This is a genomic window from Pseudomonas sp. MF08875, from assembly GCF_059862525.1.
The window spans coordinates 47,494-63,419 of the sequence record NZ_JCBCUW010000003.1 but is presented as its reverse complement, the minus strand read 5'-3'; the positions used below and the strand labels follow the sequence as shown (position 1 = coordinate 63,419).

Annotated in this window: 18 protein-coding genes; 12 read left to right on the top strand and 6 right to left on the bottom strand. The window is 63.1% G+C overall.

Annotated elements, in window-relative coordinates:
- Positions 1-156 precede the first annotated feature (156 nt).
- Positions 157-1,170, top strand: a complete 1,014-nt coding sequence (gene rlmF / locus AC19YT_RS02580; RefSeq protein ID WP_095106230.1) for a 23S rRNA (adenine(1618)-N(6))-methyltransferase RlmF — start codon at positions 157-159, stop codon at positions 1,168-1,170.
- Between the two features lie 74 nt (positions 1,171-1,244).
- Here the strand turns inward: rlmF and AC19YT_RS02575 are convergent, their stop codons facing one another.
- Positions 1,245-1,526, bottom strand: coding sequence for an HU family DNA-binding protein (locus tag AC19YT_RS02575; protein ID WP_095106229.1), 282 nt, complete (start codon positions 1,524-1,526; stop codon positions 1,245-1,247).
- A gap of 394 nt (positions 1,527-1,920) precedes the next feature.
- Between AC19YT_RS02575 and yejK the strand changes: the two genes are divergently transcribed.
- Positions 1,921-2,925, top strand: coding sequence for a nucleoid-associated protein YejK (gene yejK / locus AC19YT_RS02570; protein WP_095106227.1), 1,005 nt, complete (start codon positions 1,921-1,923; stop codon positions 2,923-2,925).
- Positions 2,925-3,275, top strand: a complete 351-nt coding sequence (locus AC19YT_RS02565) for a glutaredoxin family protein (protein ID WP_500609665.1) — start codon at positions 2,925-2,927, stop codon at positions 3,273-3,275. The genes yejK and AC19YT_RS02565 overlap by 1 nt, the downstream gene beginning before the upstream one ends.
- Before the next feature lie 67 nt (positions 3,276-3,342).
- Here the strand turns inward: AC19YT_RS02565 and AC19YT_RS02560 are convergent, their stop codons facing one another.
- From AC19YT_RS02560 to AC19YT_RS02540, 5 genes are all read right to left on the bottom strand, one after another.
- The gene (locus tag AC19YT_RS02560) at positions 3,343-4,278 is read right to left on the bottom strand and encodes a glutathione S-transferase family protein (protein ID WP_500609664.1); all 936 of its coding nucleotides are present in this window, start codon (positions 4,276-4,278) and stop codon (positions 3,343-3,345) included.
- Positions 4,279-4,356: 78 nt separating this feature from the next.
- Complete coding sequence (locus AC19YT_RS02555) at positions 4,357-4,641, bottom strand: GIY-YIG nuclease family protein (protein WP_095106223.1); 285 nt, start codon at positions 4,639-4,641, stop codon at positions 4,357-4,359.
- Positions 4,642-4,679: 38 nt separating this feature from the next.
- On the bottom strand, positions 4,680-5,150 hold the full coding sequence (locus AC19YT_RS02550) for a nuclear transport factor 2 family protein (RefSeq protein ID WP_095106221.1): 471 nt from the start codon (positions 5,148-5,150) through the stop codon (positions 4,680-4,682).
- 90 nt (positions 5,151-5,240) lie between these two features.
- Complete coding sequence (locus AC19YT_RS02545) at positions 5,241-5,876, bottom strand: response regulator (RefSeq protein WP_095106219.1); 636 nt, start codon at positions 5,874-5,876, stop codon at positions 5,241-5,243.
- Between the two features lie 214 nt (positions 5,877-6,090).
- The gene (locus AC19YT_RS02540) at positions 6,091-6,867 is read right to left on the bottom strand and encodes a response regulator (protein WP_500609663.1); all 777 of its coding nucleotides are present in this window, start codon (positions 6,865-6,867) and stop codon (positions 6,091-6,093) included.
- 417 nt (positions 6,868-7,284) lie between these two features.
- Here AC19YT_RS02540 and AC19YT_RS02535 point away from each other — a divergent pair, with 417 nt between their 5' ends.
- From AC19YT_RS02535 to AC19YT_RS02495, 9 genes are all read left to right on the top strand, one after another.
- Positions 7,285-7,905, top strand: a complete 621-nt coding sequence (locus AC19YT_RS02535) for a DUF1120 domain-containing protein (RefSeq protein WP_500609662.1) — start codon at positions 7,285-7,287, stop codon at positions 7,903-7,905.
- Between the two features lie 78 nt (positions 7,906-7,983).
- Positions 7,984-8,604, top strand: coding sequence for a DUF1120 domain-containing protein (locus tag AC19YT_RS02530; protein ID WP_500609661.1), 621 nt, complete (start codon positions 7,984-7,986; stop codon positions 8,602-8,604).
- 28 nt (positions 8,605-8,632) lie between these two features.
- The gene (locus AC19YT_RS02525) at positions 8,633-9,250 is read left to right on the top strand and encodes a DUF1120 domain-containing protein (RefSeq protein WP_095106211.1); all 618 of its coding nucleotides are present in this window, start codon (positions 8,633-8,635) and stop codon (positions 9,248-9,250) included.
- Between the two features lie 48 nt (positions 9,251-9,298).
- The gene (locus AC19YT_RS02520) at positions 9,299-9,919 is read left to right on the top strand and encodes a DUF1120 domain-containing protein (RefSeq protein ID WP_095106210.1); all 621 of its coding nucleotides are present in this window, start codon (positions 9,299-9,301) and stop codon (positions 9,917-9,919) included.
- 92 nt (positions 9,920-10,011) lie between these two features.
- Complete coding sequence (locus AC19YT_RS02515; RefSeq protein ID WP_500609660.1) at positions 10,012-10,638, top strand: DUF1120 domain-containing protein; 627 nt, start codon at positions 10,012-10,014, stop codon at positions 10,636-10,638.
- Between the two features lie 29 nt (positions 10,639-10,667).
- Positions 10,668-11,375: a fimbria/pilus chaperone family protein gene (locus AC19YT_RS02510; protein WP_095106207.1), complete on the top strand. Its 708-nt coding sequence runs from the start codon at positions 10,668-10,670 to the stop codon at positions 11,373-11,375.
- A 165-nt stretch (positions 11,376-11,540) separates the two neighbouring features.
- The gene (locus AC19YT_RS02505) at positions 11,541-14,003 is read left to right on the top strand and encodes a fimbria/pilus outer membrane usher protein (protein ID WP_095106206.1); all 2,463 of its coding nucleotides are present in this window, start codon (positions 11,541-11,543) and stop codon (positions 14,001-14,003) included.
- A complete protein-coding gene (locus tag AC19YT_RS02500; protein WP_500609659.1) occupies positions 14,000-15,148 on the top strand; it encodes a DUF1120 domain-containing protein in 1,149 nt (382 codons plus the stop codon). Before AC19YT_RS02505 ends, AC19YT_RS02500 begins: the two co-directional genes overlap by 4 nt.
- A gap of 18 nt (positions 15,149-15,166) precedes the next feature.
- Complete coding sequence (locus AC19YT_RS02495; RefSeq protein ID WP_095106203.1) at positions 15,167-15,817, top strand: DUF1120 domain-containing protein; 651 nt, start codon at positions 15,167-15,169, stop codon at positions 15,815-15,817.
- Positions 15,818-15,926: the final 109 nt, after the last annotated feature.

Here is a 15,926-nt window from a genome sequence, read left to right as displayed (position 1 = left end):
GTATGAAAAGAGACCTTCGGGTCTCTTTTTTTTGGCCCCCAAACGCCCTGCGCAAAAACACCGGGGGAGCGAGCAGGCTCGTACAGTTGATCGGTACTCCCCATAGATGTGGGACAATGCCCGCCACTTTGAGCCAACCCCCGAATCGACCCGCCCATGACCGCCCCCAGCAAACCTAAAGCCCCGCGCACCAAAACCAAGCCTGCCAAGGCTGTAGAGCCACGCGCCAAGGCCAGCCTGCACCCGCGCAACCGCCACCAGGGTCGCTACGACTTCCCGGCGCTTATCAAGACCACACCGGAATTGGCGCGTTTTGTGATCCTCAACCCTTACGGCAAGGAAAGCATCGACTTCGCCAGCCCCGATGCGGTGCGGGTGTTCAACCGGGCGCTGCTCAAGTCCTTCTATGGCGTTGCCCACTGGGACATTCCCGCCGACTACCTGTGCCCGCCAGTACCGGGACGTGCCGATTACGTGCACTTCCTCGCCGACCTGCTGGCCAGCGTCAACGAAGGCGTGATCCCCCGTGGCGCGCCGGTCAAGGTGCTGGACATCGGCATGGGCGCCAACTGCGTCTACCCGTTGATCGGCTATAGCGACTACCGCTGGCACTTCCTGGGTTCGGAGATCGACCCCAAGGCCATCGCCGCCGCCAAGGCCATCGTGCAATCCAATGGCCTGAACAAAGCCATCCAGTTGCGCCAGCAAAATAACCCCAAACACATCCTGCTGGGTTTGCTTGAGGCCAACGAACGTTTCGACCTGACCATGTGCAACCCGCCGTTCCACGCCTCGATGGACGAAGCGACCCGTGGCAGCGAGCGCAAATGGCGCGCCCTGGGCCGCGCCGACCCCAAGCGCCAGTTGCCGGTGCTGAACTTCGGCGGCCAATCGGCAGAGTTGTGGTGCGAGGGCGGTGAAGCGCGCTTCGTCACCCAGCTGATCGCCGAAAGCGCCCATGTGCCCCAGCAAGTGCTGTGGTTCAGCACCCTGGTTTCCAAAGCCTCGAACCTGCCCGCGATCCAGACCGCCCTAAAAAAGGCCGGCGTCCTGCAAAGCCAAGTGGTGGAAATGTCCCAGGGCCAGAAGCAAAGCCGCTTCGTCGCCTGGACGTTCCAGACCGAGGCGCAACAGCAAGCTTGGCGCCAACGCTGGGCCCGCAAGGACTGAGCACCAACAAATCGCAGGCAATAAAAAACCGTGCCCGGATCGCTCCGGCGCACGGTTTTTTTTGAACTTCGGTCTTACTTGTTAACAGCGTCGGTCAGGCCTTTAGCCACAACCAGCTTGATAACTTTTTTGGCAGCGATTTCGATGGCAGCGCCAGTCGAAGGGTTACGGCCAGTACGGGCAGGACGCTCGGTCACTTTCAGCTTGCCAATGCCTGGCAGAGTGATTTCGCCGCCATTTTCCAACTGATCGGCAACGATTTGGGCCAGTTGGTCCAGAGCGTTGCGTGCGGTGGTCTTCGGCTCGCCGATGGCACCAGCGATATCGCTGATCAGTTCGTCTTTAGTCATAGCCATTGTGGTGTTCCTTCCCTATCAAATTCATTTGGATTGCAGAGTGCAGTGTCAGCCATCGAGCCAGATCTTCTGGACCTGGCACCCCGGTTGGAACCACGACGGGTCGGGGCTATAGATACCGAAATCAGGGTTTGGTTCGACCTGACAGTGCTGAATGCACGCTTAACGCCGAGAGTTCGCGTAAGACGGGGGCAAAACTAGCACAGAGACGGGGAAATATCCGCCTCTACCTACCCAATTGGTCAGCTTTATCGCCTCAAACCCATAAAAAATTGCATGACACGGGTCAGAACCGCCCAAATCTGTCGTCGGACAGCGCCCAAACCCGCAGGTACGGTACACTTGGGCCTTTTCCGGCGAGCCCGCCCCCGCCCTTCCACCAGCCGAGAAGCCCATGCCGATCCGTCATTGCATCGTCCACTTGATCGACAAAAAACCCGACGGTACGCCTGCCGTTCTTCATGCCCGCGACTCGGAACTGGCAGAGTCGACGGCCATCGAAAACATGCTCGCCGACCTCAACGAGAGCTACAACGCCAAGCAAGGCAAGGCGTGGGGGCTGTTCCATGGCGAATCAGGGGCGCACCCGTTCAGCGGCTGGCTCAAGGAATACCTGGACGGCGGCAAGGACTTCACCGCGTTCAGCCGCGTCGCGGTCGAACACCTGCAAAAGCTGATGGAAGAGTCCAACCTGTCGGTCGGCGGCCATGTGCTGTTCGCCCACTATCAACAGGGCATGACCGACTACCTGGCCATCGCCCTGCTACACCACAGCGAAGGCGTGGCTGTTACCGAGCAACTGGACGTGACGCCCTCGCGCCACCTGGACCTGGGCCAGTTGCACCTGGCGGCGCGGATCAACATTTCCGAGTGGCAGAACAACAAGCAGTCCAAGCAGTACATCTCCTTTATCAAGGGCAAGAATGGCAAGAAAGTCTCGGAGTACTTCCGCGACTTCATCGGCTGCCAGGAAGGCGTCGATGGCCCCGGCGAAACCCGCACCCTGCTCAAGGCCTTCAGTGACTTCGTCGAAAGCGAAGACCTGCCGGAAGAATCGGCCCGCGAGAAAACCAAGACCCTGGTGGACTACGCCAGCAGCCAGGCCAAGCTCGGCGAGCCGATGGGCCTGGAAGAGTTGTCGGAATTGATCGACGAAGAACGGCCCAAAGCTTTCTACGACCACATCCGCAACAAAGACTACGGTCTGTCCCCGGAAATCCCTGCCGACAAACGCACCCTCAATCAATTCCGCCGTTTCACCGGCCGCGCTGAAGGCCTGTCCATCAGTTTCGAGGCGCACTTGCTGGGCTCCAAGATCGAGTACGACGAAGAAGCCGGCACCCTGATTATCAAGGGCCTGCCCACCCAACTGACCGATCAGCTCAAGCGCCGTAACTGATGCTGGGCGGTGTATTGAAGAAAATCCTGCTGGTTTTGCTGGTGGTGGTGATCTATCAGAACTGGGGCAAGGTCGAGCGCTTGTTCAACCCCGGGGAAGCGGTCTCGCAGGCAACCCGCACCCAGGCCAAAGTGGTGTTCTACACCACCGCGTGGTGCGGTTACTGCCAGAGCACCCGGCGGTTTCTCGACCACAAAGGTATCCCGTACCAGGAGTTCGATATCGACAAGGACGCCCAGGCCCGCCAGGCCTACCAGGCACTGGGCGGTGGTGGAATTCCGATCTTGGATGTCAACGGTACGCTGATCCGCGGCTACGAGCCGAACGCCATCCTCAAGGCCCTACCGTAGCAAGCGGGCTTGCCCGTGCTCGGTCGCGTAGCGGCCCAACACCGTCAAGGGCAAGCCCGCTTGCGCCTCATTGCGCTTCGATGCGAAAGCCTAAACGCGGGAAGTGCACATGCACCACGCCTGCGCGTTCGTCTTCGCGGCGCAGGATCAATTCTTCGCTGCCGGCAAACAGCAACTCACCGGCCACCGGATCGACACCGTAGTCGGTCGCCGCGATCAGCACTGGCTGGCCGGGTTTCACACCGTTGGGTTCAGCGAACACCTCACTCGGCAACACCGCCGGTTGCGCCGCGCGGGCCACCTGCAAGGCCTCTTCGGCGCTCATGTCGCTGGCTGCGCCTTGGCCAAACGCCAATACCCGCGCGAACCAGGCCGAAACCGCCGGATAGGCGTCCACCAACGGTGCCGTGACGGGTGTGCCCTTGAGGAACCACAAAGGGTGGGCCATGGCGAAGTCGGCGATCGACGGCTCGCCGAAGAGGAAATCCCCCGGCTCATGCTGCAACTGCTGTTCCAGGCGCGCCATGATGCTCGGCCACTGGTGACGGGCCTGCTGCGCCGACAACCGGCTGGCACTGCCGCCATTGAACAACCCGGCACGGTCGGCCAGGAACGCCTTGACTGCTTCGGGCGGCAATTGGGCAAACCGCAGGGCCACGGATTCGGGCTGAAACACCAGGCTTACCGCGTGCTGGAACACCACCGAGTCTGCCCACGCGGCGAACGCCGTCACGATCATTTCCTGGCCTTGGGGGAACAGCGTCGGCGCAGCTTTTTCCTGCTCCAGGCGCCGGGCGATCAGGGCCGTATCGCAGTAGATATCGGCGCCGACTTGCAGCACCGGGGTCTTGCGGTAGCCGCCGGTCAGGGCTGTGAGGTCGGGTTTGGGCATCATCGGCGGGATTTTCACCGAGCGCCAGGATAGGCCTTTAAAGCCCAGCAGCAAGCGGGCCTTTTGCGCGAATGGGGACGTCGGGTAGTGGTGCAGGATCAACGCGGACATGCTGGAAACCTTCGCCGTTGTGGGGAATGCGCAGCTTAGCGCGCAAATCCGCGCCAGTGCCTGATGGGAACCCATCAGTCAGCGTGATGGGCCCACTGCGGCGCTGGCCACCAGGCATTCCTTGGCGCTCTTACGCAGTTTTTTAATCAGCCGCTCCTGGCGCAGCGCTTCGCCCTTGTCGCGGCAGGCTTCGGTATACACCAGCGCCACCGCTGGGCTGGAGAGAAAAAACCGCGCGCCCTTGCCCCGTTGGTGAGCGGCGAAACGGCGCACCGGGTCATCGCTGATGCCGCAGTACAAGGCGCCATTGGCGGCGCGCACCAGGTACACGAACCAGGTTTTGGGGCTGGGCAGGTCGTTCACGGGGCAATCTGGGCGAGGAAAGAGAAGCCGCGATCTTATCAGCGACTGGCCTGGAATGCCTTCAAGCCCTTCAGGGCCTGGCCCCGCACGGCGTTGCGCACCAGGGGCGTCCAGCCCAGCAACAGGCCTTTGGTGCCCAAGGCCTGACGCGCCCAACGCCACAGGTCGAAATGGTCGTGGTGCTCGCAGATCTTGCCGTCGCGAAACACAAAGCGTGCCTGGATATCGTTGACCACCACCCGGCCAGTTTGGCTGAACAGGTAGGTGGCGACCCAGTGAGCGCTACCGGTGTTGCCCTCGCTGCGCACGCTGTCGAAGGTCAAGGTGAAATCCTTGGCCCGGGTGGTGAGCATGCGCCACATGTCACCGGCATCACGGCCACGCAACGGGCCGAACGCTGGGTCGTGGAACAGCACGTCGTCGGTGTAGCAGGCGCTCATCGCCTCGGCATCCAGACGCTGGAACGCGCGATAGAACTCGGTAATCAGGGCGTTATGGGCGTCAGTCATGGCCAGGCTCCACAAGTAAAAAGAATGCAGCACGATAATCCGCCAACGCCGGGAAAACCACGGGCATTCGCTGGGCGAATGGCAATGGTGCTAAGGCACCATGCCGCTGCTGCGGGCATAGGTGAACAAGTCCACATCGGTGGAGATGCACAAGCGCTGCATGGCGGTGCTCTTTTGCTTGCTGATGGTGGAAATGCTGCGGTTGACGTGGGCTGCGATCTGGCTGACGGTCATGCCGCTGGCGAGCATGCGTACCACTTCACGCTCCTTGCCAGACAACTGCGGTTGCGCCGAAGGGTCGCCGCACCCCGCCTCCACCAGTTGCTCCCGCAGGCACTCGCTGACGAAGGTCTGGCCTTCGCTCACGGCCCTGATGGCCCTGGGCAGTTCCCGGGCCGAGGCGCTCTTGGCCACGATGGCCTGGGCACCGTGGGCAAAGGAGGCACGCAGGGTAGCGACATTGGCGAACATGGTCACTAGGATCACGGGCAGGTGCGGGTACTGACGGCGCAACAGGCCCAGCAGGCCGTAGCCATCGGACTGACGGTTGCCCGGCATGGCAAAGTCAGTGACCAGCACGTCACAGGGAACGCTGCCCACCAAGGCCAGCAGTTCATCGGGGCCATCGGCCTCGCCTACGACCTTGCAGCGCCCTCCGGCCTCGATCACCACTCGCTGGCCGACACGCACAATGGGGTGGTCGTCGGCGATTATGACGCGCAGCATCGGTGCTCTCCCTGGATGATGGCAAATTGAATTCGCGCAAAGTACCGCTGCCGCACGCCTCTCACAACCGGCAAAAAAACGCGCTAAACAACCATCCCCCGTGTTTGCGAGAGCGCGCATAAAGCCCACAAAACAAAAAGAAAAAGCTTACATACACAAATTACAGACACAGAAGAAACATCCTGCATTTGTCGTGCGAAATGTGGGTTATCACCTACAAGGCGACCAATTGATTGAGGCAGGCTTGCACCTCATCGCGAAAGTGCGCCAGGGCCTGGTCGTTCACGGCCACCCCTGAGGCCAGGACCGCGCTTATCAGTTGCGTGCCGCGCCGCTCCAGATCCGCCATCCCCAGGAAAGCAATGCCCCCCACCAAGCGGTGCAGGCGTTCGGCGGTGGTCCCCGCATCCCGTGCAATACGCGCCTGGGCCAATATCAGGCTGTCTGCCCGGACCTCCTCGATCAACTTGGCCAGCATCAGGTCGACCATTTCGGGGCAACCGAAAATGTTCACTAGTTGCGCCCGCGTCGGCAGCAGGCAGGCTGCCCCCCGGGGTGCGAGCCCAGCAGGTCCTGGTGCCATGAGGGCCGACGCGGGTAGCCAGCGTTCGAGTACTTCGCGCAGTTTTTCCAGGGTTAGGGGTTTGAGCTGCCAGGCGTCCATGCCGGCTTCGGCGCAACGTTGAGCTTCATGGGGGTCGCGGCTGGCGGTCAGGGCGATGATGGGGACGCGCGGGCTGCCCTCGGCCTGCTCACGACGGCGCACTTCGCGAGCCATGGCGTAGCCGTCCATGACCGGCATGCGGCAATCACTGATGAGCAGGTCAAAGGGCCGACGCCTCAAGGCTTCCAGCGCCGCGAGGCCATCGGCGACCACCTCGTGGCCCACCTGCAGGCGTTGCAGGCACCAGCCCATCAAGATGCGGTAAGCCGGGTGGTCCTCCACCACCAGCACGGTCGATGCCTGCCAGCACAAGGGTGGGGCCGCCATTCCCGGACCCTGTCCGGGGTTGCCGCCGGGCTGCCTATTCAGTGCTGGCATCAGCAGGGGCGCACAAAAGCTAAGGAAAACATTCTGATGGTCTTACAGAAAAATTCGGGCAGCGACCTTAGCCAACTCATCAGACATTTAGCGATACAAGAACTACGAAAAGACAAAAAATCCTACAAGTAAATCTACAAATTCCGACGAACAGCCGTCCCGAACGGAAAATTCGCCAATGTCGTAATTGTTGTATTTCCCCTGCGCCGCCCCCCCCGATAGATTTCGCCCTACCCCACCAGAGGGTAAAAACACCTCCCACGGAGGGCTTGAATCAGACCCGCTACCTGGATACCTGCCAGGGCTTTTTGCCACTCGCACATTCAGCCCGGCGCGTCAGCCGACCTTGCACCGGACATAGATCAAATGAACAAGTTTGCCCTCGCACTCTGCAGCGCCCTGTTAATTGCCCACAGCGCCTCGGCATTGGCCGCCAGCTCGACCGAGTTGGCTATCAAAGGCCTGATTACCCCCAGCGCCTGCACCCCCACACTGTCTTCGAGCGGTGTCATTGACCTGGGCAAGATTTCTGCCAGCGACCTGGATGAAATGGGGATCACCCCCATCGGCAAACGCACGCTGCAAATGAACGTCACCTGCGAGGCCCAGACGTTGATGGCGCTCAGTTCCACGGACAACCGCGCCGGGTCCGCCTACGTCAACGGTCTCTATGGCCTGGGGCTAATCAATGGCGACCAGAAGCTGGGCTACTACGACCTGACCCTGATGCGCCTGGTGGCCGACAGCATTCCCGCTCAGGTGATCTGGTCCGCAGACAAGGGCGCCACCTGGGAAAATAAGATTTACCTGATGCCAGGTACCTGGGTCTCGGCGGCGGCATTGGGCGGCCCGCTGCAACCGATCCCGGTTAAGGAAATGAACGTGGATGTGGACGTGGGTATTCGCTTCGCGCCAGCTGCCGAGTTGGACCTGAGCAACGAAGTGCCTATCGACGGCTCCACCACGCTGGATGTGATGTACCTATAAGCCCCGTCGACGTTTGCCAGCCTGTTATCCCGGCTGGCTCAAAGTGGACACACCGCCGATCTTAACAACGGAGATCAAATGAACAAATTTGCCATCGCGCTCAACACCGCCCTATTGATTGCCGCAACACCCACGGCGTTTGCCGCCAGTTCAACCGAATTGGCCATCAGTGGCCTCATTACTCCCAGCGCCTGCTCCCCCATGCTCTCCAGCGCAGGCGTTGTCGATTACGGCAAGATCTCGGCCAAAGACCTCAATGCCAGCGGGGCGACCGCCCTGCCTAATGTCACGCTGCAGTTAACCATCGATTGCGAGGCGGCCACGCTGTTTGCCCTCGAGCCCCTGGATAACCGTAGTACCTCGGGTTTTCCCGGGAGTAGCTACGGCATCGGTTTCGTCAACGGGACCAAAAAGCTCGGCACCTATTACTTGGAGATGAAGAACCCTCTAGCCGATGAAGTGCCGGCGCATACCATCGCGTCCGGCGACAACGGCGTCACTTGGTACAAGGAAAAATTCATGGACCCCGGCTACCTCCATGCCATCAGTTCCCCTGTGGACAACTCCACGCCGATCCCCCTCAAGAACCTGAAGATGGACCTGCTCATCAACACCAGCATTCTGAGAACAGACAACATGGATCTGAGTGACGAGGTGCCGATCGACGGTTCCGCCACGCTTGATGTGATTTACCTGTAACCCCGACCCGAAGGAGCTTTATCGCCCTATGAACCTTTCAGTACCCATGCTGTTGACCGGGCTGTTATTCGCGCCCGCGCTGCTGGCCGCCAGCAATACTCAACTGGCCGTCAACGGGGCGATTACCCCCAATGCCTGCCAGCTGAACCTGACCGGCGGCGGCGACATCGACCATGGCAAGGTGTCAGCCCAAACGCTCAACGCCGACCAGTACACCAGCCTGCCCACCGTGGTGATCGACATGGAGGTGGTCTGCGAAGGTTCGACCCTGCTCGCCTTCAACACCGTGGACAACCGCTCCGGTTCGTCGGCCATCAATGACAACTGGCATGGCTTGGGCATGGTCAATGACGAGGAAAAACTGGGCAGCGTTTACCTGGGCATCATCAATAGCCAGGCGGACGACATGCCTGCCGGTGCCATTCTGTCCAGGGATGGCGGCGCCACCTGGATGCCCACCACCTACCTGGGCCACAACGGCATGACAGCCATTGCCCTGACCAGCCAGCCGCTGGTGCCGGCGGCGCTCACGACCCTCAAGGCACAACTGCGGTTCAACACCATGATCGCCCGCGCCAATGACCTGACCCTGACCGACGAAGTACCGCTCGACGGCCATATCACCGTGCAAATGAAATACCTGTAATCGGGCTCAGCCTGTTTAAGCCCTCTTCTAGAAAGGAACTCTTTAGCAATGAACAAGACACTTGGTTTCGCCGCTTGCGCCCTCCTGCTGGCCACTTCACACGCCAGCTTCGCCGCATCCACCGTAGACCTCACCGTCAAGGGCCTGATCGTGCCGAGCGCCTGCGTACCGGCCCTGGACGGAGGCGGCACCATCGACATCGGCAAGATCTCGGCCAAGGACCTGAACCAGGACACCTCGACCCAGGTCGCCAGCAATACCCTGCAAATGACCGTCACCTGCGAAGGCAAGACCCTGATCGCCCTCAACGCCATCGACAACCGCGCGGGGTCCGCGATCGACACCGATGGCTACGGCCTGGGGCTGATTAACAGCAACCAGAAACTGGGCAAGTACACCCTCGGCCTGCTCAACCCGCAAGCCGACAGCGTCGCCGCGCAGACTATCGCTTCCACCGACGGCGGCCTCACTTGGGGCCAGGGCAGCGACTGGACGCCCGGGCTGTACATGTCGGTAGCCGCCCCAAGCGACCTGAGCGTGCCGATCCCCGTGCAGATCTGGAACGTGGAACTGGTGGTCAACACCATCATCGCCGCTGCCAGCACCCTGGACCTGACCAATGAAGTGCAGATCGACGGCCTCTCCACCCTGGAAGTGAAGTACCTGTAAGCGCCAATGCCCCTGCCGCGCATCTTGGTGCAGCAGGGGCAACAGGCCTCCCCCATGAACCGGACGCACTCACCCCCAGTGAACCGCAGCCCATGAACACATCCACCCGCACACCCACCCTGCTGCTCTCGCTGCTGGCTACCACCACGGCCCTGGCCGACTCTAGCGTGCAACTGGCCGTGCAGGGCGCACTCACACCCAGCGCCTGCGTCGTGTTGCTGTCCAAAAACGGAATCATCGACCTGGGCCGGATTCCCGCCAAAAGCCTGAACAAGGACGAGTTCACCGTACTGCCCAGCCAGATACTGGAACTGAACGTGACCTGTGGCTCACCCACCCTCTATGCCCTGGTGGGCATGGACAACCGCGCCGACTCTTCCCTGGCGCCGGGGTTCTTCTACGGCTTAGGCAAGAACATCCATGCCCCCGTCGAACGCCTGGGCTCGGTGGCGTTTTCCTACCGCAACCCCGTAGGCGATGGGCAAGCCGTGCAACCACTGGCCTCCAGCAACAACGGCGCCTCCTGGTTTCCCGAGCCCAACGCCTACCCGAGAAACTACATGGCCTTCGCCCAGCCCGGAGCGATCGTACCCCGGCCCCTCACAAGGCTCGACACCCTCGTGCGGATCGACACCTCGATCAACGCCGCGATGTACCTGACCCTGGATCAAGAGGTGCCGCTGGACGGTTCGATCACCCTGGACCTGCGGTATTTGTGATGCCTCCCTTTAACCCCTACGGACATCCCATGACCACGCACACTCCCCCTCGCTGGCTCGCCGCCTGCCTCGCCAGCCTGACCCTGGGCCTTGGCGCCCCGGCCGCCGCCGACGGCATGATCCCTGACACCTCGGTGGTGATAATCGAAGAGGAACAGGGCGAAGCCCAGGTCTCGGTGACCAACAGCGATCCGACCCTGGCCCTGCTCAACGTCACCCTCGAAGACATCCCCGAAGACACCGAACCCCTGGTATTCGTCACACCACCTCTATCCCGAGTCGAGCCGTCAAAGACCCAACTGGTGCGCTTTATTCTGCAAACCGAAAAGCCCTTGCTGACCCAACGCCTAAAACGAGTGATTTTCGAAGGCATGCCCCAGGGCCGTTCCGCCGTGGCCGACGGCCATGCCAGGGTGGGCGTCACCGTGCGCCAGAACCTGCCGGTGATCCTGCACCCCAAGGGCCTGGCGAAAAACCGCACGCCCTGGACCGACCTGACCTGGCGTCTGGGCGATGGCCAGTTGCACGTCACCAATGCCACGCCTTACGTGGTGCGTCTGGCCCAGGAGCTGCAACTGCTGCCGGGAAAGACCAGCGCCATGCTGCCGCGCACCTACGTGCTGCCAGGGGAAACCCTGAGCGTGGCAGCCAACAGCCCCGGTGCGACCAGCGTGCGTCTGCAACCGGCCACGGTGTACGGCTTTGCGGTGGCAGCCTACGAGGCACCACTGCAATGACCCCGCAAGTGCCTCTCATGTAATAAGCGGGCTCACCCGCGCTGGGGTGCGCAGCGCCCCTTAGTTTCTGTGGCCGCCGTTTTTTACGGCCGCTACGCGACCGAGCGCTTGCTACAACGCACAACGGCGGCGGCCACAACGCATTTCACAACCTGAGAACCCTGCGTGAACACAGTAGACATTGACCGTGATGGCAAAGCCGTGCCCGGCGTTTCCATCTGCGCCTATACCAGCGCGCTACCGACCCGCAGCGCTCTGGCCCTGGCCACCGCCGTGCTGCTGGCCGACGCCCGGGCGGCCAGTGCATCGACCTTCGACCTGCAAACCCTGCAACAACGGGGCATCGACCCGCACCTGGCCAGCTTGTTGCTGCAAGCGCCGCGTTTCACCCAGGGCGAGCACCGGGTGACGCTGACCGTCAACGGCCAACGCCGGGGCCGAGTCGATGCGCGCTTCGATCAAGACGGCAAGTTGTGCCTGGCCCCAGCGCTGCTGAGCGCGGCGGGCCTGCGCCTGGGCAGCGATGACAGTTGCCAGGGCTTTTTGCGTGAGTACCCGCAAACCCTGATCGAACAAGACCCGGCCAGCCTGAGCCTGGCGCTGGTGGTGCCCACCGACGCCCTCCGCCCGCAGGAGCGGGAACTGTCAGGCTATGAAACCGGCGGTTTCGCCGGCCTGCTCAACTACGACCTCAGTGGCCTGTACAACCGCTATGGCGACGACAGCAGCCGCTTCGGCTCGGCCAACACTGAGGTGGGCTTCAATGCTGGCGACTGGATCGTGCGCAGCCGCCAGGTGCAGACCTGGCAGGATGACAGCTCCCGCGCCACCCACCTGGAAGCCTACGCCCAGCGCACCTTCGCCCAACACCAAGCAGTACTCCAGGCCGGGCAGATCAACCTCTACAACCCGGTACTCGCCGGGGCACAGATCACCGGCGTGCAGGTGCTCACCGAACAGGCCCTGCAAGACCAGGCCCAGGGCGCCAGCATCCAGGGCGTCGCCAACAGCCCGGCGCAGGTCGAGGTGCGCCAAAACGGCGCGTTGATCCACTCCACCGTGGTGCCCGCCGGGCCCTTCAGCCTAAGCAACGTGCGCCGCCTCAACAGCCGCGCCGATGTCGAGGTCACGGTCAAGGAAAGCGCGGGCGAGGAACGGCGCTTCACCGTCCCCGCCGCCATGCTCGGCATCGGCCTGCCCGCCCCCGGCTTCTCGGTGGCTGCCGGGCAAGTACGCAACCTGGGCGACAGCCGCGGCGAAGCCCCATGGGTGGTCAGCGCCGGTTGGAGCGGCGCGCTCGGCCCCCACACCAGCTATGGCCTCGGCGCACTGGCGGCCAGCGATTACCGCTCCGTCGGCGCCAGCCTGGGCCTGACCCCATGGCCGGCCAGCCAGGTGCAAGTGGCCGTGCAAGCGGCCGACAGCCAGGCCGACGAAACAGCGCGGGGGATGCAGGCTGACCTGTCGCTGTCCCAGCAAATCGGCGAGCGCTGGTCGGTCAGCGCCGGCACCTCGTACCGCACCCGAGGCTACCGGGAATTACAGGACGCCGCCTTCGATGCCGACTCGCGCTCCAACACCAACGCACGCTACCGCGACCAGCAAAGCCTCAGCGCTGCCTGGTCGCACCCTTGGCTGGGGGCCTTCAGTGGCGGCGTGTCGCGCACCACCTCCTTTGGCGGTAAAAGCAGTGATCGCGCCCTGGCCTCCTGGGGCACCAACCTGGGCGCGGTGTCGATTTCCGCCAGCGCCGAATGGCAAATGGGCGGCGCTGCCCACCAGGACAACAGCCTCTACCTGAGCGTCAGTGTGCCCCTGGGCGGTAATCGCCGCGGTCGCACCTGGGTGCGCGACTCCGGCGGCGAGCACCGCACCGGCCTAGGCATGAGCGAGCAGGTCAACGATCAGTTCAGCTACCGCGTCGGGGTGGAGCAAGACACCCGCGATCATCAGGTCGAATCCTCCCTGGGGGTTTCCGTGCTGCCGCGCTACAGCCAACTGGACCTGAACTACACCCGCGACGATAGCGAACGCTCCAGCTACCAGGGCGGCATGCGCGGCGCCGTGGTGCTGCACGGCACCGGCATGACCCTGTCGCCTTACCCGGTGCGCGACACCTTCGCCGTGCTGTCGGTGGCGGACATGAGCGGTATCAAAGTCAGCACCCCCAGCGGCCCGGTATGGACCGACTGGCAAGGCCAGGCTGTGGTGCCGCAGGTCAGCGCCTACGGCCGCACCCCGGTGCAAGTGCAGACCCGCTCACTGCCGCGCAATGCCGACATCGGCAACGGCCTGGCGATGATCGCCGCCGGCCGTGGCGCCGTAGACCGTGTCGAGTTCGAGGTGAGCAAAACCCGCCGCGCGCTGCTCACCGTTAGCACACCCCAAGGCCAACCGCTGCCACGGGGGGCCACGGTAAGTGACGCCAACGGCGAATTCGTCACCCTGGTGCTGGAGGGCGGCAAGGTGTTCCTGACCAACGTCCTGGAGGTGCCGCGCCTGTGGGTCAAGGCCCCCGGGCAACCGCGCTGCGAACTGAGCTACGAACTAGCAGCCCAGCCCGACCTCGACCGTTACTACGAAACTGCCCCGGCCCTGTGCCGCGAAGCCACCGGAGAACAGCCATGAACCTCGTACCTTCCTTCTGGATGGCCGCCTGTGCCTTGGCCCTACTCGGCGCAGTCGCCCCGCAGGCCAGCGCCAACACCTGCCAACTGAACCTGAGCGAACCGCTGCTGGATTTCGGCCTGATGAACCGCGCTGCCCGCAACCCCTCGGCCCCGCAATGGCTGTTGGGTGAACGGCGCATCAGCGTGCAGCTCAATTGCCCCCAGGCCCAAGACATGACCCTGTTCTACCGCGCCGCCGCCGCCGCCGCCAGCGCCGAACGCCTGCGCTTCACCGAACGCGGCAGCTACGCCCTGCGTGTACAGGAGGCGGTGCTCGACGGCCAAGCCGTGGAACTGGGCTTGCTCGCAGGCAGTGGCCAGGCGCCGGGGCACGTCGCCCAAGCCCTGGCCTGGCGACCGAACCACGCCATCACCCCGCTGCGCGATGGCGTGCCCGCCCAGGGCAAGAGCCTGGCGCTGGTGGTGCAGGTCAGTGCCTGGGCCCAAGCCGATGCCACCCAACTGCGCGAAGCCGTCACCTGGGAAACCTCAGGCCTGCTCGACTCAGTCGCCACGGGCCGCTCGCAGCCCCTGACCCTGCAAGCCCGCTTCGCCCCGGCGGCCTGCGAACCCAGCCTGTCGGGCGGCGGCGTGGTGGACTTGGGCAAGCTCTCGGCCAGCGACCTGCGCCCCGACGAACACACTCGCTTGCCGGCCAAAAGCCTGCTGCTGAGCATCCGTTGCGACGCACCCACCTCCTTTGCCCTGGTGATGCACGACAACCGCGAAGGCACCGCCACTGGCGGCGCCGACGAAACCGCCTACGGCCTGGGCCTGGACAACAGTCGGCAAAAAATTGGCCGTTATTACCTCAACATCAACCCCGCCGATATTAGCGCCGATGCCTTGCCCCAGGTCTACCGCACCGACTCCACCACCGCCGGCACAGCCTGGAGCGGCGCTAGCAACCAACCCATTCCCATCGGCGCGCGCAGTTACCTGGGTTTCACTGCCACCCCCGGCAGTCACGCCGGCCCCGCAGCCATCCAGAACCTGAGCGGCAACATCAGCATCCAGGCCTGGATCGCCCCGACCCAGGCCCTGGACCTGAGCAACGAAGTCGCACTCGACGGCTCGGGCACCATCGAGATCATCTACCTGTAACGCAGCGAGGGCTTCACCATGAACGCAAGACTGAACACTTGGGCGGCCATCGGCCTCCTCAGCGCCGGCGCTCCCGCCCTGGCCGCCTCAACAGTGGACCTGGCGGTCAACGGCCTGATTACCCCGACAGCGTGCACCCCGACCCTGTCCAGCGGTGGCCTGATCGACTTCGGCAAAATATCCCAGCAAGACCTCAACGCCGACAAAGGCACGCGCCTGCCCCGCCGCAACCTGACGCTGGCCATCGACTGCGACGGCTTGAGCCGCTTCGCCCTGCGCATGCGCGACAACCGCGACGGCACCGCCATGGTCAACAGCGAGATCTACTACGGCCTGGGGTTGGACAACGCAGGCAACCGCATCGGCCTGTACTCGGTGACGTTCGACCCCACGCTCACCGTCGCCGACAGCCATGGGCAGATCTTCGGCACAGAATCCACCACCGCTGGCCTGGCGTGGCGCATGGCCAACCTCAACCCGATCCAGGTCGGCGCCCGCAGCTACCTGGGTTTTACCGACATCCAGGGCAGCACCAGCGGCCCGGCGGCCTTGCAACACCTGACGAGCCTGTTGGGTGTTGAGGTGGTGATTGCGGCCAAACAGGTGCTGGACCTGAGCACCGATGTGCGGCTCGATGGGTCTGGGACGTTGGAGTTGGTTTATTTGTAGGGGGGGAGGATCGTGGGGTCACCTCACCCAAGGAACAAGAAGCGGCCGTCCTGAAAAAAGGATTTGTCCGACATCAGCTCGGGAGGCCCAGTCCTTACCCTCTGCGCTC

What these genes read in the sequence shown, in the direction of transcription:
- rlmF (WP_095106230.1), top strand. Translation starts at nt 157, where the DNA reads ATGACCGCCCCCAGCAAACCTAAAGCCCCGCGCACCAAAACCAAGCCT.
- AC19YT_RS02545 (WP_095106219.1), bottom strand. Translation starts at nt 5,876, where the DNA reads ATGCTGCGCGTCATAATCGCCGACGACCACCCCATTGTGCGTGTCGGC.
- AC19YT_RS02515 (WP_500609660.1), top strand. Translation starts at nt 10,012, where the DNA reads ATGAACACATCCACCCGCACACCCACCCTGCTGCTCTCGCTGCTGGCT.
- AC19YT_RS02540 (WP_500609663.1), bottom strand. Translation starts at nt 6,867, where the DNA reads ATGGCGGCCCCACCCTTGTGCTGGCAGGCATCGACCGTGCTGGTGGTG.
- AC19YT_RS02500 (WP_500609659.1), top strand. Translation starts at nt 14,000, where the DNA reads ATGAACCTCGTACCTTCCTTCTGGATGGCCGCCTGTGCCTTGGCCCTA.
- AC19YT_RS02525 (WP_095106211.1), top strand. Translation starts at nt 8,633, where the DNA reads ATGAACCTTTCAGTACCCATGCTGTTGACCGGGCTGTTATTCGCGCCC.
- AC19YT_RS02560 (WP_500609664.1), bottom strand. Translation starts at nt 4,278, where the DNA reads ATGTCCGCGTTGATCCTGCACCACTACCCGACGTCCCCATTCGCGCAA.
- yejK (WP_095106227.1), top strand. Translation starts at nt 1,921, where the DNA reads ATGCCGATCCGTCATTGCATCGTCCACTTGATCGACAAAAAACCCGAC.
- AC19YT_RS02575 (WP_095106229.1), bottom strand. Translation starts at nt 1,526, where the DNA reads ATGGCTATGACTAAAGACGAACTGATCAGCGATATCGCTGGTGCCATC.
- AC19YT_RS02495 (WP_095106203.1), top strand. Translation starts at nt 15,167, where the DNA reads ATGAACGCAAGACTGAACACTTGGGCGGCCATCGGCCTCCTCAGCGCC.
- AC19YT_RS02520 (WP_095106210.1), top strand. Translation starts at nt 9,299, where the DNA reads ATGAACAAGACACTTGGTTTCGCCGCTTGCGCCCTCCTGCTGGCCACT.
- AC19YT_RS02510 (WP_095106207.1), top strand. Translation starts at nt 10,668, where the DNA reads ATGACCACGCACACTCCCCCTCGCTGGCTCGCCGCCTGCCTCGCCAGC.
- AC19YT_RS02535 (WP_500609662.1), top strand. Translation starts at nt 7,285, where the DNA reads ATGAACAAGTTTGCCCTCGCACTCTGCAGCGCCCTGTTAATTGCCCAC.
- AC19YT_RS02530 (WP_500609661.1), top strand. Translation starts at nt 7,984, where the DNA reads ATGAACAAATTTGCCATCGCGCTCAACACCGCCCTATTGATTGCCGCA.
- AC19YT_RS02565 (WP_500609665.1), top strand. Translation starts at nt 2,925, where the DNA reads ATGCTGGGCGGTGTATTGAAGAAAATCCTGCTGGTTTTGCTGGTGGTG.
- AC19YT_RS02550 (WP_095106221.1), bottom strand. Translation starts at nt 5,150, where the DNA reads ATGACTGACGCCCATAACGCCCTGATTACCGAGTTCTATCGCGCGTTC.